At 72.9% G+C, this 25,890-nt stretch carries 19 protein-coding genes; 7 read left to right on the top strand and 12 right to left on the bottom strand.

The features are described from left to right. Positions 1-13 precede the first annotated feature (13 nt). Complete coding sequence (locus ACQP2H_RS30080; RefSeq protein ID WP_433229820.1) at positions 14-1,603, top strand: cellulase family glycosylhydrolase; 1,590 nt, start codon at positions 14-16, stop codon at positions 1,601-1,603. A gap of 51 nt (positions 1,604-1,654) precedes the next feature. Here the strand turns inward: ACQP2H_RS30080 and ACQP2H_RS30075 are convergent, their stop codons facing one another. Continuing rightward, entirely contained in the window at positions 1,655-1,978 is a 324-nt protein-coding gene (locus ACQP2H_RS30075; RefSeq protein WP_363817291.1) for a TraR/DksA family transcriptional regulator, read from the bottom strand. A gap of 243 nt (positions 1,979-2,221) precedes the next feature. Between ACQP2H_RS30075 and ACQP2H_RS30070 the strand changes: the two genes are divergently transcribed. Both ACQP2H_RS30070 and ACQP2H_RS30065 read left to right on the top strand, forming a co-directional pair. Beyond that, positions 2,222-3,028 (top strand): SAM-dependent methyltransferase, encoded by an 807-nt coding sequence (locus ACQP2H_RS30070; RefSeq protein ID WP_208564992.1) that lies wholly within the window; start codon positions 2,222-2,224, stop codon positions 3,026-3,028. Then, complete coding sequence (locus ACQP2H_RS30065) at positions 3,025-4,869, top strand: putative bifunctional diguanylate cyclase/phosphodiesterase (protein ID WP_433229816.1); 1,845 nt, start codon at positions 3,025-3,027, stop codon at positions 4,867-4,869. The genes ACQP2H_RS30070 and ACQP2H_RS30065 overlap by 4 nt, the downstream gene beginning before the upstream one ends. A 29-nt stretch (positions 4,870-4,898) precedes the next feature. Here ACQP2H_RS30065 and ACQP2H_RS30060 read toward each other — a convergent pair whose 3' ends face one another. Beyond that, positions 4,899-7,739 (bottom strand): CHAT domain-containing protein, encoded by a 2,841-nt coding sequence (locus tag ACQP2H_RS30060; protein WP_433229814.1) that lies wholly within the window; start codon positions 7,737-7,739, stop codon positions 4,899-4,901. Positions 7,740-7,822: 83 nt separating this feature from the next. Here ACQP2H_RS30060 and ACQP2H_RS30055 point away from each other — a divergent pair, with 83 nt between their 5' ends. Continuing rightward, entirely contained in the window at positions 7,823-8,203 is a 381-nt protein-coding gene (locus ACQP2H_RS30055; protein WP_219465222.1) for a hypothetical protein, read from the top strand. 832 nt (positions 8,204-9,035) lie between these two features. Here the strand turns inward: ACQP2H_RS30055 and ACQP2H_RS30050 are convergent. The 4 genes from ACQP2H_RS30050 to wrbA all read right to left on the bottom strand — a co-directional run bounded on the left by ACQP2H_RS30050 (position 9,036) and on the right by wrbA (position 12,943). Beyond that, a complete protein-coding gene (locus ACQP2H_RS30050) occupies positions 9,036-10,646 on the bottom strand; it encodes a hypothetical protein (protein ID WP_433229811.1) in 1,611 nt (536 codons plus the stop codon). Beyond that, on the bottom strand, positions 10,643-11,497 hold the full coding sequence (locus ACQP2H_RS30045; RefSeq protein WP_363817279.1) for a protein phosphatase 2C domain-containing protein: 855 nt from the start codon (positions 11,495-11,497) through the stop codon (positions 10,643-10,645). Before ACQP2H_RS30045 ends, ACQP2H_RS30050 begins: the two co-directional genes overlap by 4 nt. Continuing rightward, positions 11,494-12,171, bottom strand: a complete 678-nt coding sequence (locus tag ACQP2H_RS30040; protein WP_219465218.1) for a vWA domain-containing protein — start codon at positions 12,169-12,171, stop codon at positions 11,494-11,496. The genes ACQP2H_RS30045 and ACQP2H_RS30040 overlap by 4 nt, the downstream gene beginning before the upstream one ends. Before the next feature lie 163 nt (positions 12,172-12,334). Beyond that, positions 12,335-12,943, bottom strand: coding sequence for an NAD(P)H:quinone oxidoreductase (gene wrbA / locus ACQP2H_RS30035; RefSeq protein WP_219465217.1), 609 nt, complete (start codon positions 12,941-12,943; stop codon positions 12,335-12,337). Between the two features lie 253 nt (positions 12,944-13,196). Between wrbA and sigJ the strand changes: the two genes are divergently transcribed. Next, positions 13,197-14,027, top strand: a complete 831-nt coding sequence (gene sigJ / locus ACQP2H_RS30030; protein WP_433233728.1) for an RNA polymerase sigma factor SigJ — start codon at positions 13,197-13,199, stop codon at positions 14,025-14,027. Between the two features lie 177 nt (positions 14,028-14,204). After that, positions 14,205-15,425, top strand: coding sequence for a cellulose binding domain-containing protein (locus ACQP2H_RS30025; protein WP_363817273.1), 1,221 nt, complete (start codon positions 14,205-14,207; stop codon positions 15,423-15,425). A gap of 16 nt (positions 15,426-15,441) precedes the next feature. Here the strand turns inward: ACQP2H_RS30025 and ACQP2H_RS30020 are convergent, their stop codons facing one another. From ACQP2H_RS30020 to ACQP2H_RS30010, 3 genes are all read right to left on the bottom strand, one after another. After that, positions 15,442-17,799, bottom strand: coding sequence for a low temperature requirement protein A (locus tag ACQP2H_RS30020; protein ID WP_433229805.1), 2,358 nt, complete (start codon positions 17,797-17,799; stop codon positions 15,442-15,444). Between the two features lie 262 nt (positions 17,800-18,061). Then, positions 18,062-19,432 carry a ricin-type beta-trefoil lectin domain protein gene (locus ACQP2H_RS30015; protein WP_308290936.1) on the bottom strand — a complete coding sequence of 457 codons (1,371 nt, stop codon included), beginning with the start codon at positions 19,430-19,432 and terminating at the stop codon, positions 18,062-18,064. Positions 19,433-19,751: 319 nt separating this feature from the next. Beyond that, positions 19,752-20,810, bottom strand: a complete 1,059-nt coding sequence (locus ACQP2H_RS30010; RefSeq protein ID WP_357538260.1) for a polysaccharide deacetylase family protein — start codon at positions 20,808-20,810, stop codon at positions 19,752-19,754. 243 nt (positions 20,811-21,053) lie between these two features. On the opposite strand from ACQP2H_RS30010, the gene ACQP2H_RS30005 reads away from it, so the two are divergent. Next, positions 21,054-21,749 (top strand): histidine phosphatase family protein, encoded by a 696-nt coding sequence (locus ACQP2H_RS30005; RefSeq protein ID WP_433229801.1) that lies wholly within the window; start codon positions 21,054-21,056, stop codon positions 21,747-21,749. Between the two features lie 5 nt (positions 21,750-21,754). Here ACQP2H_RS30005 and ACQP2H_RS30000 read toward each other — a convergent pair whose 3' ends face one another. The 3 genes from ACQP2H_RS30000 to ACQP2H_RS29990 are packed head-to-tail and all read right to left on the bottom strand — an operon-like array spanning position 21,755 to position 25,889. Next, positions 21,755-23,908: a peptidase domain-containing ABC transporter gene (locus ACQP2H_RS30000; RefSeq protein ID WP_433229798.1), complete on the bottom strand. Its 2,154-nt coding sequence runs from the start codon at positions 23,906-23,908 to the stop codon at positions 21,755-21,757. Then, a complete protein-coding gene (locus ACQP2H_RS29995; RefSeq protein WP_433229796.1) occupies positions 23,905-24,897 on the bottom strand; it encodes a TIGR04500 family putative peptide maturation system protein in 993 nt (330 codons plus the stop codon). The genes ACQP2H_RS30000 and ACQP2H_RS29995 overlap by 4 nt, the downstream gene beginning before the upstream one ends. After that, the gene (locus ACQP2H_RS29990) at positions 24,894-25,889 is read right to left on the bottom strand and encodes an MvdC/MvdD family ATP grasp protein (RefSeq protein WP_433229793.1); all 996 of its coding nucleotides are present in this window, start codon (positions 25,887-25,889) and stop codon (positions 24,894-24,896) included. Before ACQP2H_RS29990 ends, ACQP2H_RS29995 begins: the two co-directional genes overlap by 4 nt. Position 25,890 lies beyond the last annotated feature (1 nt).

Raw genomic sequence — 25,890 nt, 5'->3', positions numbered from 1 at the left:
CACCCTCAGGAAGGTGCAGTTCGCCGTGCTCTCCGGCGTCCTGGCGCTGGCCGGCTCCACCGCCGTGCTGACGAGTTCCGCCTCGGCCGACAGCATGGCCCAGGTGAACGCCACCCAACTCGTCGCCGACATGGGGGCGGGCTGGAATCTGGGCAACGCCCTGGAGGCCAACGCCAACGGCATCCCCAGCGAGACGGCCTGGGGTAACCCGGTCGTGACCCAGGCGTTCATCGACCGGGTCAAGGCGGCGGGCTTCAAGACGATCCGCATCCCGGTGTCCTACCTGGGCAACATCGGGTCCGCCCCGAACTACACGATCAACTCCGCCTGGCTCAACCGGATCAAGGAAATCGTCGACTACGCCTACGGCCGCGGCCTGTACGTGCTGATCAACATGCACGGCGACGGCTTCAAGACCGTCAACGGCTCGTGGCTGATCTGCGACTCGTCCAACCAGACGACGATCCGGGACAAGTACCAGAAGGTCTGGCAGCAGATCGCGACCAGGTTCCAGAGCTACAGCGAGCGACTCATCCTCGAATCCATGAACGAGGAGTTCGACGGGCAGTACGGCAATCCCACCCAGCCGTGCTACGCGAACATCAACGCCTACAACCAGATCTTCGTGGACACGGTCCGCCGCACCGGCGGGAACAACACCTCCCGCTGGCTGCTCGTCCCCGGCTGGAACACCAACATCGACTACACCGTGGGCAACTACGGCTTCACGCTGCCGACGGACCAGTACCGGTCGTCGTCCGTGCCCGCCAACGAGCAGCGGCTGATGATCTCGGTGCACTACTACGACCCCTGGGACTTCGCCGGTGAGGAGAACGGCACCATCACGCAGTGGGGGCCGAACGCCACCACTCCGTCCCGGAAGTCGACCTGGGGTCAGCAGGACCACATGGACGGGCAGCTGAAGAAGGTGCGCGACACCTTCGTCTCGCGTGGTTACCCGGTCTTCGTCGGTGAGTACGGCTCGGTCGACAAGACGTCGGCCGACCCGACGAACAACAGGTACCGCGCGGACTACGCGCGCACCCTGGTGGCCGCCGCCAGGAAGTACGGCGCGGCCACCGCCTACTGGGACAACGGCTACAACGGGGCGTACGGGTTCGGGCTGTTCAACCGCAGCAACGCCACGGTCACCCAGCAGGGCATCATCGACGCCATCATGAGCGCCGTCGGCGGCACCACCCCCACGACGCCGCCGCCCACCACCCCACCCCCCACCACCACCCCGCCTCCGCCGACCACCACCCCGCCGCCGCCCACCACGACCCCACCGCCGTCGACCGGGCGGTCCTGTGCGGCGTCGTACACGGTGACCGGTCAGTGGCAGGGTGGCTTCCAGGCCGAGGTGCGGGTGACCGCCGGCAGTTCGGCGATCAACGGTTGGACGGTGACCTGGACGTTCGGGAACGGGCAGCAGGTGACGCAGGCGTGGAGCGCGACGTTGACCACCAGCGGCTCGACCGTCACCGCCCGCAACGTCGGCTACAACGGGGCGCTGGGTGCCGGTGGCAGCACGACCTTCGGTTTCCTCGGATCGTCGGGTGCCGTCAACGGCGTACCGGCGTTGTCCTGCGCGGCGAGCTGAGCAGGCCGTGAGCCGACGGGCCGGGCGTCACGGACGCCCGGCCCGTCGGTCCTACGCACACGAGATGTGGCGGGCGGACGGCCGCACGGGGGGTCGTTCCGCACCGATCGGCTGCTGGCAGCGCTCGCAGCTCCCGTAGGTCTCCGCCGCCAGCCTGAGCAGGGCGTCGTCGACCTCGGCGATCCGCGCCCGCGTCGCGGCGAGCAGCACGATCAGCTGGGCGCGTTCGAAGCCGACGGTGGCACCCTCGGGATCGTGTTCGTCGTCGGCGTTCGAATCCCGCGATGCCGCGAACAGCGCCTCCAGATCCCGCGCCAGCGTCGCCGCCTCGACCTCCGCACCCGCCCGTAACCGCAGCAGCGCCTCCCGGATCATCTGCCCAGGTTGGTGCCGGACGTGGCGGTCGTACGGCTCCCGGTGGGCGGGCGTGCACCGAGGTCTCCGACGCCGGGATCAGCCGGCCGGTTGGGCAGCACCACGCCGACGGTCAGGCTCCCGCCGACATCGACACACCCGTCGACCTGCGGACCGGCGTAGGGATCTCGGCGCGGTGCAATGGTGGCAAAGTTCCGATTATAGTGGCGGCGGTTCGTCAATGTGTGGTGCTGGAGGGTGGCGATGGAACGGCCGGAATGGGCACCAGCAGATGTGGATCTCAGCCGGCCGAGCGTGGCCCGAGCCTACGACTACTGGCTCGGCGGCTCGCACAACTTCGAGGTCGACCGGGAGTTCGCCCGCCAGGCACTGGCTGCGGTGCCCGATCTCCGCCTGGTCGCGCGGGCCAACCGCGAGTTCCTGCACCGGGCGGTGCGGTTCATGCTCGACGAGGGGATCCGTCAGTTCCTGGACATCGGGTCCGGTATTCCGACGGTGGGCAACGTGCACGAGATCGCCCAGCAGGTGGACCCGCACTCCCGGGTCGCCTACGTGGACATCGACCCGGTGGCGGTGACGCACAGCACGCACATCCTCGCCGGCCAACCGAACGCGGTCGCCCTGCTCGAGGACCTGCGCCATCCGGAGGCCATCCTGGACCATCCGGAGGTCCGCCGGCTGTTGGATCTGGACCGACCGGTCGGCCTGCTGCTCGTCTCGGTGGTCCACGCGGTCCCCGACCACGACGACCCGTACGGACTGATCAGGCGGCTGTGGACCGCGTTGGCCCCCGGCAGTTGCGTGGCGATCAGCCACGTCACCACCGACAGCCGGCCGGACGAGATGGGCGAGGGCGCCCGGCTCAGCGGCCGGACGAACACCCCGGTCACCGCCCGGACCCGCGCCCAGGTGGAGGACTTCTTCACCGGCCTCGACCTGGTCGAACCCGGCGTGGTGTGGTCCCCGCTGTGGCGTCCCGAGTCGGAGGCCGACGTCGGCGAGCACCCGGAACGGATGAGTTTCTACGTCGGAGTCGGACGCCGCAGGTGAACGACCGGCCCGCCGCCGACGGGGCCGACGGCCGGGGCGTCGGGGAGTTCGTGACGGCGTGGGCCACGGCCCTGCACCGGGCCCACTACGTGCCGATCAGCGCCGAGCAACGGCACCGCATCGTCACCGGGCTCGCGGACCGCCTGGTCACCGCGGTCCTCGCCGGACCGGGCGGGCCCGGCGAAGGCCGTCGGATCGGTGCCGACCTGGTGGCGGCCGGCTTCGGGTCGCCGGAGGCGCTCGGTGGGACGATCGCGGTCCTCACCTCGCGGCTCCTCGGCGACCTCGGCGTCGCCGCCGACCCCACCCGGACGGCCCGGCTGAACGACCTGCTGGCGGAACTCGCGACGGGCTTCACGTCGGCCGCGCACGACCACAGCCTGCGGGCCCAGGACACGGTCCGGCTTGCCGCGTTGGCCGCCCGTACCCAGGCCGAGGAGGCGTTACGGGTCAGCGAGGCCAGGTTCCGTCGCTTCGCCACGCACGACCAGTTGACCGGACTACCCAACCTGACACTGCTCACCGAGCAGTTGGGACGGCTGTCCACCGCCGAGGCGCCGACCGACCGGGTCGGGGTCTGCTGCCTCGACGTCGACGACTTCGCGGCGGTCAACGACGTACTCGGGTACCAGGTGGGCGACCTGCTCCTGCGCGAGATCGCCGCCCGGCTCGGCGCGCTCGCCGACGGGCGGGTCGACCTGGTGGCGCGGCTGGACAGCGACCGGTTCGCGATCCTGGTCCGCGACACCACCTGCGCCGGGGACGTCGTCAAGATCGCTGATCGGGCGCTCGCCGTGCTCGCCGCCCCGTTCCGGGTCAGCGGCACCGAGGTGCCGCTGACGGTGAGCGCCGGGGTGGCCGAGGGCACCGTCGCCGACGGCGGCGCCGCGCGCCTGATGCGCGCCGGTGAGATCGCGCTGCACTGGGCCAAGGCGGACGGCAAGGCCACCCTGCGCCTGTTCGACCAGGACCGCAGCAACGCCGACGCCGAGCGTTACCGGCTGTCGGCGGCCATGCCGGCGGCGCTGCGACAGGGCGAGTTCACCGCCGCCTACCAGCCCGTCACCGCGCTACGCTCCGGACGGCTGGCCGGGGTGGAGGCCCTGGCCCGCTGGCGGCATCCCCAGCTCGGGCTGCTGAGCGCCGCCCGCTTCATCGAGCTGGCCGAACGCACCGGCCTCGTGGTGGCGCTCGGCAGCCAACTGCTGGAGCAGGCGTGCCGGCAGGCCAGCAGTTGGCAGCGGATCCAACCCGGCCTGTACGTGAGCGTGAACGTCTCGGTACGCCAACTGCACCGCACCGGCCTCGCCGGGGAGGTGGCGCAGATTCTCGACCGGACGGGTCTGCCGCCGCACCTGCTGCACCTGGAAGTCACCGAGCAGGCGGTGATCGACCTGACCGGCGTGGTGACGCAGACCCTGGCGGCGTTGATGCAACTCGGCGTCCGGATCGTCATCGACGACTTCGGCGTCGGCTATGCGAATCTGGCCAACCTCCGCTCCCTGCCCCTGTACGGCCTCAAACTCGACGCCAGTCTGACCCGGCCGTCGGCGCAGCCGGCCCGCTGGCCCGGGGCCCGCCGCCCCGGCACGGATGACGACTTCCTCGGCACCGTCGTGTCGCTCGGGCACAGGCTCGGTCTCGTCGTGACCGCCGAGGGCATCGAAACCGCCCAGCAGGCCCACCGGCTGACCGCGGCCGGTTGCGACAACGGGCAGGGTTGGCACTTCGGTCGTCCGGTGCCACCCGACGAGATCACCGCCGGCATCGTCGCGCAGCAGCACCGCGAAGCTGTGCCACCCGGCCCCGAGCTGCCGGTGATCCCGGTCCAGCGGCGCTGACGCCCCCGCCGGCCGCTGCTGCCGGAGGGTCAGGGGCCGGTGTGGACCAGCGCCGCCCACAGTTCCGGGCGGTCCGGGTGCGCCCGTCGTACCCGATCTATGGCCGCGTCCAGCGCGACGGCCGCACCGTCGGCGTCCAGGTGGTCCCCGGCGCTCAGCCCGGCGTAGACGTCGCCGGCGACCTGGGCCGCCACCCGGTCGGAGACCGCCCACTGGCTGCCGATCACGTGCCGGAAGCCGGCCATCTGGAGCGCCGCGGTGAGATGGATCGCCTCGTCGGGCAGGTCCCGGCCGCCCGCCGCGGTGCGACACGCCGAGAGGTAGGCGAGGTCGGCCCCACCGGCCGACTGGCTGCGGGCGGCGAGGCGGCCGGCCAGGTCCAGGACGCTGAGCCTGCCGTCGACCAGGCGGAGGGCGGCCGCACTGGGCCGCTTGAAGTCCTGGTCGCCGTGGCAGGCGAAGTGCGCCCAGCTGTGCCGTTCGAGCGCGCTCAGCACACCCTCGACGGTGGCGCTGCGACCGGACAACACCCGCAGGCCGGGCACGTGCGAGCTGACCGCGCGCAGCTCGTCGCTGACCGCCGGCAGCGACGGCTGGCCGGGCAGGGTGCCGAGCCCCACCGCGAACGCCCGCGGCGGCCCGGGCGGCGCCGGGGTGGTGCGGGCGCGCAGCAGCGCGGACAGGCTCGGGGTGTAGGACGACACGCAACGCGCGGCGATCGAGATCCGGCGTCGCGCGGCGAGCGGGGCGCTCGCCCCGAACCGGCCGGCGGCGTGCAGCGGCAACATCGTCAGCGGCCCCGTCGGGCACCACCACACGCGGTGCCGTCGCTCCGGCCCGACGCCGAGCAGGTCGTCGAGGGCCGCACAGACGGACTCCCCGACGGTGTCCCAGAGCCACCGCTGCAACGACACCAGCGTCTGGTGCAACGCGGCCCGCTCGGCCGGCCCGCCGCCCCCCTCCACCGCCCGCTGCACCTCGAGGAACGCCGCGGCACGCCGCTGCGCCGTGTCGTGCGACAGCCACGGCAGCGGCACGGCCCGTACCCCGTCGGCGGTGACGACGATCGCGTCGCTGCGCCACCGCGAGGTGTTGACCAGCACCGCGGCCCCACCCCTGGTGGCGGGCTGGAGGGCGGCGAACGACGGCGGGTGCAGGAAGTTCTCGAAGCCGGGCTGGCGGCGGGCCTCGGCCGCCAGCCGCTCCCAGCGTTCCGCCAACCGGCGGCGGTGACCGGCGTCCTCGGTCTCGGCACGGTGCGGTCCACCCAGCGCGCTGGTCAGCAGGTCCCGGCCCAGCTCCCAGCCGGGCCGGGACGGCAGCGCGACGATCGGGGACGCCCCGGCGCCGTCCAGTTCCCGGCGCGTCCGGTCGAGTTCGTCGGCGAGCGTGGGTGCGACCGCGGCCAGCGCGGACAGGTCGCTGCGGGTCTGCAGGGCCTGTGACCACAGCACCTGACGACCCTGCTCCAGGAGTTCCACCGCGCGTTGCGGCTGACCGGCGGCGATGGCCCAGGCCGCCGCGTCGCCGGCCAGGCCGGCCACCGAGGTCAGCCGCTTCTCCTGCACGGTACGGTCCAGGCCCCGCCACGCCAGCAGCGGCAGCAGACCCACGGCGGTGCCGTACGCCTCCAGGGCCAGCGTCGCGTCACCGGCCTCGGCGGCGGTCTGCGCCCAGGTGCGGGCGGCGGTCATCCGGATCTCGATCGCACCCGCCCGGGAGGCCGACGACGACCGCCACATGCCGACCGCGGCGTCGAGGTCGGCCGGGTCGTGATCGATCAGGTAGCGGATCCGCAACGCCGTGCCGAGCACGTTGAGGGCCCGTGCCCGGTCCGGATGGCCCGGCGAGAACCCGGCCAGGGCGGCCATACCGGTGTCGACGGCGTCGCTGACCCCGGCCGGGTCGCTGCTCATCCGGGCCCGGATGAGCAGCGAGTGGGCCAGGCTGACCAGGTGGCCGGCCCGTTGGGTGCCGGCGGTCGGTGCGTCGACGGCCTCCCGGGCGCTGCGGATCGCCTCGTCGAGGTGCACCGACGAGTTGTTGCTGAGGCCGTGCAGGACCAGCAGCACCCCGTGGGTGGCCAGCAGTTGCGCGCGGACCGTGCCGACGGCCGGCAGGTCCGCGACGACCTGCCGGCTGACCCGGACCGCCTCGTGCAGGTCGGTTTCGTCCGCGTGGTCGGTGCTCACCCAACGCTGCACCAGCGCGATCACCAGCACACCGTTGAGGGCGGCCCGGTCCACGTGCCGCGCGGGCATGGCGGCCAGACCGCTGCGGCAGTGCTCGATCGCCTCGTCGATGTCGCGTGGACCGCCCGTCCGGGTGAAGCGCATGGCCAGGCACAGCGCCAGCAGTTGGCGGGCGGTGAGCACGTGGTCCGGGTCGGTGGACCGGTGGACCTCCCGGCTGAGGCGTACGGCCGCGTCGATGTCCGCCAACTGGCCGAACCGTTCGAAACTGAGCCGGTACACGTTCACGCAGCGGACCAGCACGTCGATCCGGATCGGGTCGTCCGCGCCGACGGCGGCCACCGCGACGTCCGCGTGCCGCTTCGCCGTCGACAGGTCCGCCACCTCACGCCGCTGCTCGAACCGGAAGCCGACGACCAGGGCCAGCTGGGCGTTGACGTACGGCCACCACGGATCACCGGGCGAGGTCAGCGCCGTGGCCTGCTCGGCGGCGACCACCGCCGCGTCGAGGTGCTTCGGGTCCGAGGCCCGGCCCCGCAACATCAGGACAGTGGAGAGCGCGGCGAGCACATCCACCCGGGACGGATCGGACGCGAGCAGGCTCCGCGCCACGTCCTCGGCCCGGACCAGCAGCGACTCGTCGCCACTGTCGTTGTAGGCGACGATGAGCGGATCCATCGAATCGACGGATCCTGCTTCGGATGGCACGGATTCAGTAGATTCGACGGCAGCTCGGGCGTCAATCGACAGGAGTGTCGTGTATGGAGCAACGTCGTCTGCTGGCCGCGTTGTGCGCCGCCGTACCGACCCTGCGCGAACGCGCCGAGGCGGGGATGTGGACCGACCTGCTCGACGACCTGCTCGACGAGCTGGCCGCCGGCCGGCCGGTGGAGGAGGTCTGCCGGCAGCTCGGCTGGACCGTCGGACCGGAGCCCGAGACCGAGCGCGGCATCGGCTCCGGCCCGTCGCTTCCCGACTACGCCGGGGGCGCCCGACTGGAGGGTCTCGCGCCGGTGGTGCTCAACGGTGACTACCGCTGCCCACACCACCGCTGTGCACGCCGGGCCCACCGCGACGACCGGGGTCGGGTGCCGCACTGTGCGCTCGCCGGTACGCCGATGACGTACCGGACCGAGCCATGATCGAGGTGCTGCTGGGCGAGGTCGGCCGACGCCTCAACGACCGGTGGCTGACCCGGGCGCTGGGCCCTGGCCTGCTGTGGTGCCTGGTCGCCGCGTTCGCCGTACTGCCGGGGCGCGGTGGTGTCTTCGACGTGCCCGGCGCGGCGCTCGCCGCCGCTGACGCGCTCGACCACCTGAAGGGCCGGGTCAGCCTGGCCGTGGTGGTCGGGTCGCTCGTCGTCGCGGTCGCCGCGGTGGCCGCCGTCGGCGCCCAGGCGGCCGGCCGGGTCGTCCGCCACCTCTGGCTCGGGTCCTGGGCCGGCCCGGCGGGGCGGATCGCGACGGCGCTGACCGCCCGCCGCCGGGCCGCTGCCGCGCGTCGGCTGGTCGCGCAACACCGGGTGGTCCCGACGGTGTACCTGCCGGCCCGGCCGACGTGGATCGGTGACCGGATCCGCCTCGCCGACGACCGGGTCGCCGCGCAGTACGGTCTCCGCCTGGGCCTGATCTGGCCACGGCTCTGGCTGCTGCTCACCGCCGACGGCCGGACCGACGTGATGCAGGCCCGTGACCGGTTCGACCGGGCCGTCACCTCGGCCGGCTGGGCGGTGCTCTACCTGGCGCTGACCCCGTGGTGGTGGCCGGCGGCACCGCTCGGCGCGACCCTCGGTGTCGTCTTCTGGTGGCGGGCCCGGTCCGCGGTGGGCCTGTTCGCCGACACCGTGGAGGCGACCGTCGACCTGCGGCACCGCAGCCTGGTCGCCGAGTTGGGCTTCCCCGTCGAGGAGGGTCGTCCGCTGCCCCCGTCCACCGCTGCCGCCGTCAACGACCTGCTGCACAAGGGTGCCAGCGGTCACGGGCAGGAGGCCCGGGCCGGGGCGGCGAGCGAGCCCACGCGGTATCCGGCACCGTCCTTGACCAGTGACAGCCGGGAGCGCCAGCAATCGGATGACGAGCCTTCACCACTCGGCACGAACACCACGTTGACCTGAGGGCTGCCGCTGGCCGCGGTGCGGATCCCGATGATGGTCGCGCCACGGAACGGGCCCCGGTCCGCCAACGTGGCGGCGCGCGCGGTCTGGGTGCTGCTGCGGTCGGCCAGGCGTGGTGAGTCGATGTTGATCCCGCAGAGGAAGCTGCCGACGGCGGCGACCGCCGCTTTCGTCCGGGCGGACGTCCGGTTGAGGCCGCGCCCCACCGTGACGTCGCTGAACAGGCAGGGCCTGGCCAGGGAAAGGAGCTTTTCGAGGTCGAAACGGGTCGGTAGCGGCAGGACGGGCGCTGCGGGCACCCCTGCCGGGTAGCGGGTGGGCAGGACCCGGGGGTAGGAGGGCACGATGGTGGCGTCCCACCGCACTCCCGTCGGCAGACTCGACCGGGCCCGGGGGGCCGTGCTCGTCGTGTCGCTGTTGGCGCTGATCAGGCCGGCCATCACCGCGATCGCGGCGATCGCCGCGACGAGCAGACCCCAACCCCGGCCGGCCGGCTGGGGGTTGACCACCCCGGGCCGGGGGACGTTGCGGCGTACGGGGTCCCGGCGGGGGGCGTTCGGGCGCGTCGACCCCTGACCGGGCGGCTCCGGGCCCGTCGGGGAAGCAGCCGGTGCCGTCGGCGGTGTGCGTCGGATGCCCCGCTCCAGGGCGTCCAGCCAGTGCTCCGGGGCCGGCCGGCGGTCCGGGACGGGGTCGAGACTCCGGCCGGCGAGGGTGACCAGTTGCCGGTCGAGCCGCCGCTGCGCCGCAGCCGGATCGCGGGTCTGCTGGTCACCGGCGAACAGGCGGACCGCGAGCAGTCCGAACTTGAACGCGTCGGTGGCCGGGGTGGCCAGTTCCTCGGCGTCCGCGTCCGGCACGTGCCACTCGGGGGTCTCGGCCTGCGCCAGCACCGAGTCGCCATCGAGGCGCATCGCGTCACAGTCGATGAAGTAGCACCGGGGTCGGGCGTCGAGGCTGAACAGCAGGTTGTTCGGCGACAGGTCACCGACGCAGACCCCGAGGCGGTGCAGCAGGGTCAGCGCCTCGGCGGTGTCCCGCAGCAGTTCGAGGCGCATCCGGTCGTCGACGTGCAGGCCACGGCCGCGCAGGTAGTCGTCGTTGTTGAGTAGGTACTGCACCTGTGCCAGCACGGTGTCCGGCCCGCGTGGCAGTTGGATCCGGACCCGGAACCGGTCGGGCACCCGGGGCATCAGGAAGCCCCGCACCACGCCCTCCTTACGGACGACGGCGGTGGGCCAGGCGGCGAGACCGAGCAGCGCGTCCGCGTCCGGTCCGGCGTCGGCGGCGAGTCGGACGAAACGGTTCAGCGTGGTCACGTCGACGTCGTCGACGAGCCGGGTCGCGTACTCCTTGTAGACCCACCGGGGGTCCTCGGTGAGGGCGTAGACCGTGCCCTGACCGCCGACCCCGATGCGGTTACGCGGGCCGAGGGCGGACAGGCTCACCTCGGGCGGCAGTGGGCTGGTCATGGCAGTTCGGGCGGGACCGGCCAGACGGCCAGCACGGTACGGTCGTCGTCCCAGGCCCCGCCGGCGAAGTCGAGCATCCAGGCGAGCCGGGTCAGCGCGGGCGGCGTGGTCAGCCCGTCGCCGAACAGTCGCCCGAGGTCCCCGGTGCCGTGCCCGAGCGGCTCGGCGAAACCGTCGGTGGCCAGCACCAGCACGTCGCCCGCGACGAGGGTCACCGCCACCGGGTCGACCTCGGTGGGCACCCGGGGCAGGGCGGCGACGCCGTCCGGCAGCAACTCGTCCTGCGGGTCGGCCGGGTCGGTGAGCAGTGGCTCCCAGGTGCCGTCGCGCAACCGCCAGGCGGCCGAGTCACCGACCCGGACCAGGTGGGCGACGGCCCGACCGGGCCCGTCCGGCCGGACGAGGGCGACGACCACGGTGCTGGCCAGCAGCGCCTCGGCCCGCTGCGGATCGGGCTCACCCAGCTGCCGCCCGGCGTACTCCACCAGGGCCCAGCCCGCGCAGCGCAGCAGGTCGTGCCAGTCGACGGTGTCGTCGGCGCGCAGCAGGTAGTCGACGACCGTCCGGCACACCATGGTGGCGCCCAGGTGGGACAGCGGGGCGTTGGAGACCCCGTCGGCCACCACCGCGATCACCGAACCGTCCGCCGTGGCCAGCGCGAAATCGTCCTGCCGGGGTACGTCGGACGCCCGGTGGCCGGGCCCGCGCACCGAGGCCGCCCGCACCGCGAAGCCGTCCGTCGCCCACCCGTCGAGCACGGTGTCCGGCCGGTACGGCTGCGTCTGCGGCGCGCGGGCCGGCAGCTCCGGGCCCGTCGCCCCGATCAGCGGAGGAGCCCAGTCGAAGCTCACACCACGTCCACGGCCATCCGGAAGCTGTCCGGCCGCTCCACGACCAGCTCCGCCGTGTCGCCACCGACGGCCTGCCCCGACCTGATGACGCTGCGGGTCAGGGCGGTGCAGAACTCGGCGATCGCGAACCCCACCTCGACCCCGGGGGTGGCCACGAACGCGAATTCCGGCCGGGTCGCCACGTGCAGGATCGTCTCGGCCCGTGCCTCGCCGATGCCACACGCGATGATGTTCGGCGCGGTCGGGGTGCGCTCCCGGTCGGTCAGCTCGGCATAGACCGGCTCCCACTCGCCCGGGTCGGTCGGTTGGCCGTCGCTGAGGAAGAACACCGCCGGCCGGTGCACCGCGAAGCCCTCCCGTTTGAGGGCGCGCACGTCGGCCGGGATCCGGTCGACCAGCAGGCTGAACGCGACGCCGTAGGCTGTCCCGGCCCGTACGGACAGCTGCGGCAGCGCCGACTCGTTGCGCAGGTCGGACAGTGCGGAGTGGACGATCACGTCCTCGGAGAACCCGATGATCGAGAAGCGGACCTTGGCCGCTGCGAGCGGCTCACGCAGCAGGGCGTCGTGGAGTGACTGGAGGCCGGCGTTCAGCTCGTCCACGACCGGAGTCATGGAGACGGACTCGTCCGCCACCAGATAGACCGGCAGGACCCGCCCCATGGTCTCGGCCATGCACACCCCCTCGACCGTCGCTGGTGGACCGCTTCAACGTAACACCGCCTGTCTATGCGAGTTTCGCGCTCCGCAACGGCCCTGAGCGCCCCCGCCCCGACCGCCCCCGTTCCGGCCGGCCTGCTCAGGCCGGGCGATCCGCCCGGTCGGGGCGGGGAGGGATTCAGGCGGGCCGTCCGGCTTTCAGTGCGGCTGCGGTGTCGACCACGCGCCGGGCCTGGTAGCGGGCCGCCTGGAGGGTGACGTCACCGGGCGGGCCGCTGCCGGCCACGTGCGAGGTGCCGTAGGGGTTACCCGACTGGAACTGGATCGGGTCGGTGTAGCCGGGAGGCACGATGATCCCGCCCCAGTGGTAGAAGACGTTCGACAGCGACAGCAGGGTCGACTCCTGCCCGCCGTGCGAGGTGTTCGACGCGGTGAAGGCCGAGTAGACCTTGCCGGCGAGCCGGCCCTGGAACCACAGCGGGCCGAGGGTGTCGATGAACGCCTTGAGCTGGCTCGACACGTTGCCGAAGCGGGTGGGGGTGCCGAGCAGGGCCGCGTCTGCCCAGTCCAGGTCGTCGCCGCTGGCCACGTCGACGTCGGCGGTGTCCTGGACGTGCTGGGCCCACTCCGCCCTGGCGTCGACCGCCTCGGCCGGGGCCGTCTCGGCCACCTTGCGCAGGCGTACGTTCGCGCCGGCCTGCCGCGCCCCCTCGGCCGCGGCCTCGGCCAGGGTGTGCACGGTGCCGGTGGCGCTGTAGTAGATGATCGCCAGGTTCACTGGTTCCATGATCGTTTTTCCCCCGTCGCTGGGATAGTGTTCGGTGCACTGATACGACGACACAGCCCTGCCGAATGTCAGGCGGCGTGCCGGGGTCACCACCGCTGGCGTACGTCGGTCGAGCCGGTGGGCGGGGAGCGGGCGAGGGGGCCGGCGGCAGCATGACCAACCCCACCGGTCTGGGGTCCGACCGGCCCGGCCCGGCCCGGCCCCGAGCGGGCTCGTCGGCGAACGGCGTCAGCTCGTCAATCTCGCGTACCGGCTGCTCGGGTCCCTGGCCGACACCGAGGACGTCGTGCAGGAGACGTACGCCCGCTGGTATGCCCTGACCCCCGGCCAGCGGGACGCCATCGCGGCCCCGGACGCCTGGCTGGCCAGGGTCGCCGGTCGGATCTGCCTCGACCTGCTCGGCTCGGCCCGCGCCCGCCGGGAGCGCTACGTGGGCCAGTGGCTGCCGGAGCCGCTGCCCGCACGTGCGGAGTGGACCAGCGACCCCACCGGTGGTGACCCGGTCGACCAGATCGCCCTCGACGAGTCGGTCGGGATGGCCTTCCTGGTGGTGCTGGAGTCGATGACCCCGGCCGAGCGCGTCGCGTTCGTCCTGCACGACGTCTTCCGCTACTCCTTCGCCGAGGTGGCCGAGGTCGTCGGCCGTACCCCGGCGGCGTGCCGCCAGCTGGCCTCGTCCGGTCGCCGCCGCGTGCGCGGGGCACCGGTACCCGGCGTGCCCACCGCCCGCCAGGCCGGCATCGTCCGGGAGTTCAGGAAGGCGTGGCAGGCCGCCGACATCGACGCGCTCGTCGGTCTGCTGACGCCCGACGCCACCGCTACCGGCGACGGTGGCGGGCTGGTCAGCGCGGCACTCCACCCGATCGAGGGTGCCGGGCAGGTCGCACGTTTCTTCGCCGATCGGGGCGGTGCGGCCTCCGGCGTCCGGCTCCTGGAGTGCACGGTCAACGGGCAGCCAGGTCTGGTGGCGCAGGTGGCGGGTGTCGTCGGGGCGGTGCTGGCGTTCGACGTCGTGGGTGACCGGATCAGGCGCATCTGGACGGTCCTCAATCCCGACAAGCTCCGCGCCTGGACGGCCGGCTGAGCTGCGGGGCGGCTCCCGGGGAGCAGGCGGCCGTCCGGTCGCGGGCCGGTCCGGGCCGCCCCGCAACCGAGCGCGCGAGCCGGTGCCGGACCCGATCGGGTCCGAGGTGGCCCGGAACCACGCACCGGTTGGTGCAAGTCGTTGACAACCTTCGATGTGTTGCCGCACCGTGGACGTATGCCAGGGGTCCGTTCGTCCGCGCCGCGCCGCCGCGTGCGGCCCGGCCTGCTCGCCGCCGTCGTCTCGTCGATCGCCGTGTTCGGCCTGGGAGCGATCGCCGTACCGGCCGCCGGTGCCGGCACCACGACGCTCCCCGTACCGGCCGCCGGTGGGCTCCCCGGGGTCGCGCCCGCACCCGCCGCGGCGCCCCTGGCGGGAGCGGCCACGACTACGCCGCCGACCGCGCCACCCACCACCCCGCCGGGCACACCGGACACCTCGCCCTTCCCGCCGGGCGTGCCCACGAACGTCACCGCCAGCCAGGTCAAGACGAGGTCGGTCACCCTCACCTGGACGGCCGCGACCCGTGGCTGCTGCGCCATCGCCGGCTACGACATCACGTACTACAGCCCCTTCGACGACGTCGTCATGTCGGCAAGCGTCGGCGACGTCACCACCACCACGATCAGCAACTACATCACCCCGGGCCGGCAGTACCTGTTCCGGATCTCCGCCCGGGACGTCGTCGGGCACCGCTCCCTGTCGTCGGAGCCGGTCACCGTGGTCACCCCGGTCACCGACACCGGACCGGACACCACCCCGCCGAGCGCGCCGCAGAACCTGACCCTCGGCGACGTGACCGACTCGACCGCCACGCTCTCCTGGTCACCCTCGACCGACGACGTCGGGGTGAGCGGCTACAACGTCTACCGCTTCGACGGCTGGTACAGCTCGTTCCTGGTCGCCACCGTGTCGACGACGACGTACCCGATCGCGCTCCCGCCGCCGCCTCCGCCGTCGACGCCGCTGCGGTACCAGTTCTACGTGCGGGCCCGGGACGCGGCCGGCAACCTCTCGATCGCCTCCAACGCGGTCTTCGCGCCGACGACGCCCACCCCGCCGACCACACCGCCGCCGACCACCTGCCGGGTGACCTACCAGAACCAGTCCGAGTGGCAGGGCGGGTTCGTCACCGTCGTGACGGTCCGGAACACCGCGACCGCGCCGGTGGACGGCTGGACGCTCACCTTCAGCTTCCGGGGGGACCAGCAGGTCACCTCCGGGTGGAACGCGACGACCAGCCAGAGCGGGGCCACGGTGACGGCCCGTAACGTCGACTGGAACCGCGTCGTCGCGCCGAACGGCTCGGTGAGCTTCGGCATCCAGGGCAGCTGGCACACCAGCAACGCGCCGCCGACCAGCTTCGGGCTCAACGGCGGCCCCTGCACCGTCGGCTGAGCCCGGCCCACCCGGCTCACGTCCGGGCGGGCCGCCGGGTCCGTGGGTCACCCTCCTGCACCGCCTCGACGACGGCGAAGACGACGCCGATCACGGTCAGCAGCAGCAACGAAAGCACGGACGGCAGCGCGACGGTCACCGGCGCGAGGGCGGTGACCACCCCCGCGCCGATGAGCCGGTGGAGGCTGACCGTCCGGAAGATCCGCAGCCAGAACATCTGGTTGCCGAGCAGGTACAACGCCACCCCGAAGAACAGCATGTAGTGGCCCAGCAGGGCGCTGTGCCGCTCCTGGGACGCGGCCAGGGTCTGGTGCAGGCCGTAGGCGATCAGGACGATCCCGGCCATCATCGGCAGGTGCAGATAGGTGTACGCGTCCCGCGCGGCGCGGACCCGACGGTCCCCCTCGTAGGCCTCGAGGGCGATCCGGGCCGCGTCGATGCCGGTGAAGTAGCTCCACCAGATCGTGCCGAGGGCCACCACCGACGCGACGACGACGACCAGCGTGGGGGCGGAGATCGGCACGTTGTTGATGGAGATGCCGACGGAGAGGACCGCCTCGCCGACGGCGATCAGGATGACCAGGGCGTGCCGGTCGGCCCAGTGCCGGACCAGCCTGATCCGCCACAGCCGCCCACCGGCCCAGTACCCGGCGACGTACTGCACGAGCAGCGCGGCCACCCAGAGCAGCGTGATGGCGGGGTGCCGGGCGGCCGTGTCGGGGGCGGCCAGCTCGACGACGGCGATCACCAGCAGGATGGCGATGGTGACGGTCGTGGCGACGAACCGTTTCCGGGTGCCCCGCAGGTCGGAGTTCTCCCGGACGAGCTGCCGGAAGATCAACCCCTGCATGAGCTGGATGCCGATGTAACACCCGACGACCAGCAGCGGGCCCGAGAGGCTGCCGGGCAGGGGGACGAAGGCCTGCGGGATCGCCAGCCCGATCAGCAGCACCGCCGTCATGATGCCCGCCGTGCACAGTCGCACCACCGTGCTGTCGTGCCGTACGGAGTTGGCGAGCCAGGTGTACGACGTCCAGGCCCACCACAGCAGCGCCAACAGGAGCATGCCCTGGGCCAGGCCGAGCAGGGTGGGAAACCGGTTCATCACCGCGGTGACCTCGATGAAGGCGTACACGAACACGAGGTCGACGAAGAGTTCCCGAGGGTCGACCGTCCCGACGTGGAGGCGCTCCTGCTCGATCGACTCGTGAAGTTGCCGGTGTTTTCGCCGGAAGAGGGTGTTGTCCAGCACCAGCATCGTGCAGACGGCGGCGACGAGCACCACCAGCGCCTGCACCGCGGTCAGCCGTCCGACCACCGTCAGCAGCGCCGTCAGCAGCGCCACCCCCACCAGCGGACCCCGACCCAGCAGGCGGATCGCCCGCCACTCCACCGCGACGAGCGCGCCCAGATAGAGCAGCACACCGCCGTACAGGATGGCGACGCCGGCCGACGGCCACGGCTGGGTGCTCTTCGGGGTGGTGTGTGTGTTGAGGTACTTCAGCCCCAGCGCGAAGAAGATCAACCCGCCGATCATGGGCAGGTGCAGCCCGCTGTAGACGTCCCGACCGACCCTGGCGCGGTCCCGCCCGGAGCTGGCCCGCAGGGCCCGTTCGATGATCACCTTGGCCAGGTCGAAGTAGCTCCACCACAGCGCGAAGACCACGGTGATGCCCAGCACCGCCCCGACGGCCAACTCGGGGGTCACCGGGCGGTCCACCCCGAGCCCCTCGCTGGCACCGATCGAGATGATCGTCTCGCCGAGCGCGATGAGCACGATCAGGGCGTGCCGTTCGGCGAAGTGCCACGGTGAGACGACCCGCCAGCCACCCTTGCTGGCTACCACGAGGATGAGCGAGTCGATCATGAGAGCGCTCGCGAACAGCACAGCCTGCACCAGGGTGGCGTCGACGATCGCCGGCAGCAGCGGCGGCACCAGGTAGGAGGCGAGCAGCACCAGCCCACCGGCGATGAAGATCGACCAGGCGGCGACCACCGACGGCCGGCCGCCCTCGCCCCGGTGGCTGACGAACGTGAGGACGACCATGGCGGTCGCCCGGATCAGCAGATATCCGCAGATCAGCACCATTGGGCCGGGCAGTCCGCCCGCCCGGTCGGTGAACGCCTCGGGTATCGCGACCCCGATCGCCAGCAGGGCGGCGGCGATGCCGAGCATGACCGGGGGCATGATCCCCCGGTCGAGGTGCACCACGTTGCCGAGCCAGACACACGGGGTCCAGCAGTGCCAGAGTAGGAGGATCACGAGCACGCCCTGGACCAACCCGAGGGGGCTGAAATGCTCGGCCATCAGCGTGGTGACGGCCAGGAACGCGAACACGAAGAGTAGATCGACGAAGAGCTCGACCCAGCTCACATCGCCGATGGCCCCGGGGTCACGGGCCACCAGACGCCGACCCCCGGCTGTCGGGTGTGGCGCGGGATCATCCCTCCGCACCCGATAAGCCTCGCAAACCGGACACGGCTTGTCCCGTCAACGTCGATTAGCGGTGCGAACGGTCGGCGCCGAGCGGAAGTCACCTCCGCCGCGTACGCCACCGGGCCGGGCCGGCGCCTCCCCGGATGCGGGAGACGCCGGCCCGGGTCCGCGCGCTGCGGGAGCGGTCGCCGGTCGACCGTCAGGTCAGGGGCGTCAGGGTGAACCGTTGGTTGGTCTGCCCGTGACAGTCGTAGAGCTGGACCTGCGCCCCGTTGGCCGTGCTCCAGACGTCCAGGCACCGCCCGGACTGCACGCTGCTGATGGTGCCGTTGGCGTTGACGTTCCACTGCTGGTTGGTCTGGCTGTGGCAGCCGTAGATCTGGACCGCCGCGCCGTTACCGGAGCCCGCCGCGTCCAGGCACATGTCGCCGTACACCCGGAGTTGTTTGTTCGTGGTGTACGTCCACGACTGGTTGGTCCCGCGGTTGCAGTCCCAGAGCTGGACCCGGGTGCCGTTGGCGCGGGAGGCGTTGGGCACGTCGAGGCACCGGTTGGACTGCGCGCCGACGATCAGGCTGGCGGCGCCGGGCGGGTTGCTCGGCGGCGGCGTGGTCTGCGGCGGGGTGGTCGGGATCGGCGGCGGGGTGTCCGACGGGATCGGCGGCGGGGTGGTCGACGTCGGCGGCAGCAGCGGGCACGTGCTGCGGTAGCTGACCACACCGCTGTTGTCCGCCAGTGGGCAGAGGAACTGGCTGTACCGGGCGTCGTTGTCGACGAACATCTTGAGGAACGGCAGCATGGTCCGGATCAGCACCGGGTTCGACCGGCCGACCATGAACCCGTGGTCGGCCCCCGCGACCTCCAGGTAGGCGCTCTCGGTCGTGGTCGGGAGGCTGTTGTAGAGCCCGGTGGCGTAGGACGGGGTGACCACCGTGTCCGCCTGCCCGGCGAAGACCATCGTGGGCACCCGGTCGTTGGCCAGGTTCGACGACGGCGAGTACGGCGCGATGCCGACCGCCGCCTTCAACGCCGGGCGGCGCAGCGCCGCGCTGAGCGCCCCGCCACCACCCATCGAGTGACCGGAGACGGCCAGCCGGTTGGGGTCGATCCGGTCCCGTACCGGGCTCTGCTGCACCAGGTAGTCCAGCGCGGCGAGCAACTGGGTGCCCCGGGCCGTGTCGAAGTCGTTGCGGCTGTTGGTCTCGATGCCGATCACGACGAAGCCGTGCGAAGCCAGCCACGGCCCCATCCAGGCCAGCTCGACGGAGAACAGCGCGGTGTAGCCGGGCGAGATGGCGACCGCCCCGAAGGTGCCCTGGCTGGTGTCGGTCGGGTAGTAGATCCGGCCGCCGTTGAAGCCGTACCCGGTCGGGACGGCGACCGAGGTGTTGGCGAACGGGCCGTTCACGGCCGCGACGCTGCTCCGGGTGGGGTCGGGGCCCCGTTGGTACGGGTTGTCGGCGGCCGACGCCGTCCCGGTCGCCACCGTCATGGTGAACAACCCGGCGACGGCGGCGGCGATCCCGGCCGTGACCAGCGTGAACAGCCTTCCCCGCCGACGGGGGGACACCCGGGCGGGGTGGGGCTGCTCCGGGGGCGGAGAGTGGGGTACGTGTCCGCGCACTGTCGGTACCTCCTGGTGGTGGATGGTGGGTGGCCCCGTAGCGTGCTGTTTACGTTCACGATTATCGATGGATTTCAGGTTGGCAGGTAATCCCGGGGTTTTCAACCGGTAGTTTCGAGCAGGTGACCCGATAGTTTCGAGGTCGTCTCCGGGGGTCATGGAACGGCCCTCCCCGGACGCCGTGGAGACGTCCGGGGAGGGCCGGTGGTCGGGACGGGGTCCGAGCGCTGCGCCCCGCGCCGGTGACTCGACAGCGGCGTGCCGGTCAGCCCGTGGTGCAGGAGCGGATCTGTGGCCGGGCGCCGCTGTTGCCGTTCATCATCGTGGTGAAGCCGAAGGTGTTGCCGCTGCCGTTGGACCGCATCGTCATCACGTAACCGGAGCTGTCCCAGCTGGGCGTGCCGTTCCAGGTGGTGTTGACCTTCTGCGGCGCGGTCAGCGCCACCACCACCGTCCAGTTGCTGCCGCCCTGGACCGTCACCGAGGTGTTGTACCGGTCGCCCCACACGTTCGGGTACGTCGCCGTCGCGGTGCACGTCCCACCGGCCGGCGGGGTGGTCGGCGTGCCGGTGGGCGGGGTGGTCGGGGGGTTGGTCGGCGGGGTGCCGTCCGGGGCCACCGCCCGGCCGGTGCTCGGCGAGATCATGCCCGGGCAGAGGCCACGGCTGTTCAGGTTGGCCATGATCTGCGGAATCGCGTCGCGGGTGTTCTGGATGCCGTCGTGCATCAGGATCACCTGGCCGTTCTGGAGCCGGCCGGCGTTGGAGACGATCTGGCTGACGCTCGCGCCGTTCCAGTCCTGGGAGTCGACGTCCCAGATCACCTGGCGCATGCCGAGCGACGAGGCGACCGACTGGAGGGTCGAGTTGGTCTCGCCGTAGGGCGGGCGGAACAGTTGCGGCCGTACGCCGGTCGCCGACTGGATCGCCGAGTTGGTCTGGGAGAGGTCGGACTGCATCTGGCTCTGACCCATCGAGGTCATGTGCGCGTGGTTCCAGCTGTGGTTGCCGATCCACATGCCGGCGTCGACCTGGGCCCGGGCGGCGGACGGGTTGCCCTGCACGTTCTGCCCGACGTTGAACATGGTCGCCCGGACGTTGTTGGCGCGCAGCACGTTCAGCAGCGCGCCGGTGCTGCCGGTCGGTCCGTCGTCGAAGGTGAGACCGACGTAGCCGTTGCAGGCGGCGGCGCTGGACGGGGTGGCGGAGACCGCGACGCCGACGGCGCCCAGCGCCACGGTGGTGGCGAGCACCGCCAGCCGGACGGTCAGGCGGGAGGCTCGGGAGCGGGACGGGTAACCGGAGTCACCGGTGCTGGAGATCATGCGCAGGTCCTCCTGGGGGCGGTGCTGCCTGGGGATGCAGGTTTCTATCGAGATACGTTGATGTCGCTGTGAATCGGAGTATTGCAGCGGCGTTTCGAACGCGTCAACGACTTTCGGAAACTTTCGGAAACGTGTTCGGTCGGGGGCGTCGAGGCCGGCGCGCTGCCGGGTACCGCCGTCGTTCCCGGCAGCGTCCCGCCGCCCGGGGTCGCCCCGCGCCGGCTGCTGCCGGACAGTGGAACGGTGGACACCGTCGCGGAGTTGACCATCGTCCGGCACGGGCAGAGCGTCGCCAACGTCGCGTTCGCCGAGGCCCACGCGCGGGGCGTCGCCACCCACGGGCTCACCGGACGCGACGCCGACGTCCCGCTGTCACCACTGGGCCGGCGACAGGCCACCCGGCTCGGCCGCTGGCTCGCGGCGCAACCCGCCGACCGGCATCCCGACCACGTCGTCTGCTCCCCGTACCGGCGGGCCCGGCAGACCTGGGCGCGGGTGGCGGACACCGCCGCCGCCCTCGGCGTCACCCCGGCCCCGGTCGACCTCGACGGGCGGCTGGTCGACCGGCTCATGGGGGAGCTGGAACTGCTGACCCCGCTGATGATCGCCGAACGGTTCCCCGCCGAGGCGGCCCGGCTCGCCGCCGACGGCCTCCACGCCTACCGGCCACCCGGCGGTGAGACGTTCGACGACGTCGCCGCCCGCGTCCGCGCCGCCCTGGCCGACCTGCACCGCCGGCACGCCGGCCGCCGGGTGTGGGTGGTGGCCCACGACGCCGTGGTCGTCGCCGCCCGGCACGTCCTGGAGGGGTTGTCGTTCGCCGACCTCGACGCGGTCCTTGCCACCACCCCGGTCGCCAACACCTCACTCACCCGCTATGCGTCCACCCACGGCCGCCTCGACCTCGTCGAGTTCGCCGCCGTCCCGCACGCACCGTGACCGGCTCAACGGACCGGATCGGGCCACGACCCGACGGCACCGGGTACCCCGGCCAGCCGGGCGAACGGCCCACCGGCGGTCAGCAGCACCCGGGGCGGTCCGCTCTCCACCAACCGCCCCCGGTCGAGCACCAGCACCAGGTCGGCGTCCGCGACCGTCGACAACCGGTGTGCGATGACCAGTCGGGTCATGGGCAGCGTGCGCAGGCTCGCCTCGACGGCCGCCTCGGTCACCGCGTCCAGCGCGCTGGTCGCCTCGTCCAGGATGAGCAGGGCCGGGTCGGCCAGCAGCGCGCGGGCCAGCGCGACCCGCTGACGTTGCCCGCCGGACAGGCCGACGCCACCGTCGCCGAGGTGGGTGTGCAACCCCATCGGCAGGGCCGCCACGTCCTCGTGCAGCGCGGCGAGCCGCAGCGCCCGGGCGACGGCGGCGTCGGAGGCGTCCGGGCGGGACAGCGTCAACGCCTCCCGCAGGGTGCCCGCGCCGAGGTAGGTCCCCTGCAGGACCACCCCGATCTGCCGGCGCACCGAGGACAGGTCCAGCGTGGCCAGATCGTGGCCGTCGACGCGGATGCACCCCCCGGTCGGGGCGTACAGGCCGGTCAGCAGGCCGACCAGGGTGCTCTTGCCGCTGCCCGAACCGCCCACCACCGCCACCTTGCTGCCGGGCGGGATCACGGCGGTGACGTCGCGCAACGCCCAGGGCGACCGCCGGTCGTACCGGAAACTCACCCCGTCGAGGGTGACCAGGCCGGTCAGCCTGGGTGCGGGTACGCCGGGAACGGGTTGCTCCAGCGGTGCGTCCGCGATGTCGGCCAGCCGGTCCATGGTGGGTGCGAGCAGGGTGAACGACGGCAACCGCTGGGCCAGCGCCACCGCCGGGGTGATCGCGGCGACCGCGAGCGCGGACAGCCCGGCCGCCCGACCCGGCGAATCGGCCCGCCCGACCGCCACCAGGAGCATGAGCACCGGGCTCGCCATCGACCAAGCGGCGAGCAGCGCATCCGCGACCGCCGACAACCGGGCCAGCCGGTGCGCCGCCCACACGCCCCGGTCGAACGACTCCTGCCAGCGCTGCCGTACCCGCTGCTGGGCCCCGGCGACCCGGATCGCCGCCATGCCCTGCACCGCGTCGGCCAGCCGGGCCGCCTCCTCACCGGAGGCGAGCAGCTCCTCCCGTTGCAGGGCACCGGAGCGGCGGCCCACCCACAACGCGGTACCCGCCTGGACGGCGATCACGGCGGCGGCCACCAGCCCCAGCACCGGTGCCAGCACCGTCACCACGGTCAGGTAGCCGACCACCAGCAACCCGTCGAGCGCGGTCGCCACCAGCGCCGACGCCAACAGGTCCCGGACACCGGCCACCGCCCGGACCCGGTCGACCAGGTCACCGGTGGACCGGCGGTGGAAGTACCGGTAGACCACCGCGAACAGCCGGTGCACCGTCTCGGTGCCGAGCCGGCTGCCGATACGCCGTTGCAGGCCGGTCACGGTCAGCCCCCGGGCCAGGGAGAACGCCCCGGTGAGCACGGCCAGCGCGGCGACGGCGACGAGCCAGGACGCCGCCGGGGGCACGACGGCGTCGATGAGCGCGGCGGTCGCCCACGGTACGGCCAGGCCGGTCGCGGTGAGCAGCACCGAGGTCGCCGCCAGCAGCGCGAGCAGGCCGGTGTGCCGACGCAGCACCGGCACCAGCAGGTCGCGTACCGGTGACGGGGCCGGTGGGACCGGCGGGGCGGGCCCGTCGGGTGCGGCCAGCAGCACCACTCCGGTGGTCCCGGCGGAGAACTGGGCGGGTGACAGCCGCCGCCGACCCACGGCCGGGTCGACGACGTCGATGCCGCGCCGGCCCACCCGCTCCACCACCAGGTAGTGGTCGCCGTTCCAGTGCGCCAGCAGGGGCATCGCCAGTTCCCGCAGCCGGGTGGCGTCCCGGCGCAGTGCGGGCAGGGCGATCGCCCGGCAGCGCAGCCCGTGCTCCTGCGCCGCGTCGCGCAGGTCACGCAGGCTCAGGCCGTCCCGGCCGACGTCGAGCCGGGCCCGCAGGTACGACGCCGGGACCGCCCGACCGCAGGCGGCGAGCAGCATGGCGAGCGCACTGGGCCCACAGTCGGTGGCGGCGACCTGGAGCACCACCGGCACCCGGCGCGGCCCGGTCACCGGACCCGGGTCGTCCGGTCCCGGGGCAACCAGAACCACTCGACGTCGGTGTCGGCCCGGCGCTGCGCCAGCCACTCGTCGAACATGGCCCGCTCGACCAGCGCCCGGGTGTCGTCGTCGAGGACGGCCGGCTCGCGGTCGACCACCACCGCCGTCACCGCGGTCCCCGCGATCGTGGTCGGCACCGGCCCGGTGGCGTCGCGCAGCTCCGCCGGGGCCGCGACCGCCACCGGCCGCAGGACGCCGGCGGCCCGGCCGGCGCGGACGGCGGCGGCCACCGTCGCGAGCGCCGTCGCGCGGTCGGTGGGGGGCGTCCCCTCGGCGGTCCAGGCGATCAGGAGCCGGTCGAACGTGGACCGGTGCGCGGCGAACCACTCCGGCAGCCGGTCACCCACCACCCGGGCCCGCAGCCGGGCGACCGCCACGGTGTGCGCGACCAGGTCGGCGAAGTCCTCGGCGGAGAGCCCCCGCTCGGCCAGCCACCGGGCGGTCGACTCGGCATCGAGCAGCCCCTTGGCCCGGCGGTACGCGTCGGCCGCCGCCTGTAGTTCGCCGTCGTCGACCTCGACCGGGTGCTGCTCCAGCTCCTCGGCGACCAGGCCGGTGTCGACCAGCCGGGCGAGCACGTCGTGGTCGTACCAGAGGAAGTCGAGGGCGGTGAGCGCCTCGCCCACCCGCAGCGTCCGGGTGCCGACCCGGGCGAGCTGGTGGTCGGAGTGCCGGACCGTCCCACGAAGCGGCCACGGCAGGGCCGGCGTCGGGCTGTACGCCACGGAGACCGTGCCGGCGGGTTCGCGCAGCAGCACGTCGAAGGAGACGGAGCCGTCGGCGACCTCCTCGTCCCGCACGATCGCCGGATCGGCCCCGGGCCAGCGCTCCCGCAGCGGGGTGAGGCGTCGGCGGGCCTCGGGCAGGCCGGCCCGGTCGACGGTCAGCTCCCGCACCAGGGTGAGGGCCGCGTCGAGCAGGGCCGGGTCCAGGGTGGTCATGTGGTGGCTCCGGGGGTGGGGGCGGGCGTGGTGAGCAGGTCGACCACGGCGGCGGTGATGGGCAGCCTGGTCTCCTCCTCCACCCACAGGTACTGGCCGCTGGGGTTGATCTCGAGGTAGACGTACCGGCCGTCAGGGGTGACGATCAGGTCGAGGGCGCTGTAGCGCAGGCCGAGCGCGCGGGTCAGCGCCACGCACCGGGCGGCGACGTCGGCGGGCAGGTCGTAGCGGCTCAGGGGGGTGTTCCGGTCGTCCTGGCGACGCCAGTCGTGTCGGGCGTGGTTGGACCGCTGGGAGTCGATGGCGGCGGTGAACACCCGGTCGCCGACGACGGTGACCCGCAGCTCGACCCGCTTGGGCACCCGTTCCTGCGTGATGAGGGGGCAGTGGCGTACCCCGTCGACGTGGCCGACGTCGCGGTGGGTGACCGGTTCGGTGAAGCGCATCAGTTCGTCGCGGAGGCTGGTCAGCCCGACCTGCTTGGTGATCATCCGACCGCCGGTGTGGTCGAACAGGTCGAGCACGGCCCCGGGGTCGTTGCCGACGGCGGTGGCCGGCACGTCGAAACCGAGGCGCAGGGCGAGCTGGAGCTGGCGGACCTTCTGCTGGGCCCGCAGCACCACCGGCCGGGCGGCGGGCAGCGCCGGCACGTCGAGGGTCTCCCAGACGTCGCCGACGAACTGCCGGCTCTCCTCGACCACGAAACCGGCGTGGGGTTCGCCCAGGTGGGCCGGGGCGACCGGGATGCCGGGGCGGCGGAACCAGACGGCGGTCACCGTGTCGAGGTCGAGGACCCGGTCACCGGTTCCGAGCGGGTCGGCGTGCCGGACCAGGGTGCGGGTCAGCCGACCGTCCCGGATGGTCACCGACAGCGATGCGCGGGACGGCACGTCGGCCGGGTCGAAGCGGACCCAGTGGACGCCGCGCCGGCCCAGCTCCACCTCGGCCGCGTCGGCGTGCACGTCGTCGGGGGCGGTCAGGATGAGGATCATG

Origin of the sequence: Micromonospora sp. CA-248260, assembly GCF_050942205.1 — a bacterium.
Lineage (GTDB): Bacteria > Actinomycetota > Actinomycetes > Mycobacteriales > Micromonosporaceae > Micromonospora > Micromonospora antibiotica.
The sequence above is the reverse complement of the archived record's forward strand: the minus strand, read 5'-3'. Positions and strand labels throughout refer to the sequence as shown.